1 protein-coding gene is annotated in these 505 nt (G+C 68.1%); it reads right to left on the reverse strand.

Annotated features, from left to right (window positions below; genetic code table 11):
* Positions 1-505, reverse strand: a 505-nt coding sequence (locus tag JHD07_RS34245) for a glutaminase (protein ID WP_291630206.1), incomplete at both ends; no start/stop codon positions are given.

Consider the following 505-nt stretch of genomic DNA (forward strand, 5'->3'; position numbering starts at 1 on the left):
TGACAGGGCTTCGCAGACCTTGAGCCCGCGCACGCTGTTGCCGTGGCTGTCGAGCCGCGGCGAGAAGGTGCCGAGTCCGATCTGCGAGGGCAGCGCCGCGACGATGCCGCCGCCGACGCCGCTCTTGGCGGGAATGCCGACGCGATAGGTCCACTCGCCGGCATAGTCGTACATGCCCGAGCTCGTCATCACCGACAGCGTGCGCGCGACGATGTTGGGCGTGATCACCTGCACGCCCGTCACCGGATTGATGCCGCGGTTTGCAAGCGTTGCCGCCATCACCGCGAGGTCGCGCGCGGTGACCAGGATCGCGCATTGGCGGAAATAGACGTCGAGCACGGCATCGACGTCATCAGGCAGCACCGCGTAATTCCGCAGCAGCCAGGCGATGGCCCGGTTGCGATTGCCGGTCGCCGTCTCCGAGGCATGAACGGCCTCGTCCACCCCGAGCTCGCGGCCGGCGAACTGGCTGAGCTTGGCGCGGACGCACTCGAAGGCGCCCTTC

This window comes from Bradyrhizobium sp. (assembly GCF_016462955.1).
Lineage (GTDB): Bacteria > Pseudomonadota > Alphaproteobacteria > Rhizobiales > Xanthobacteraceae > Bradyrhizobium.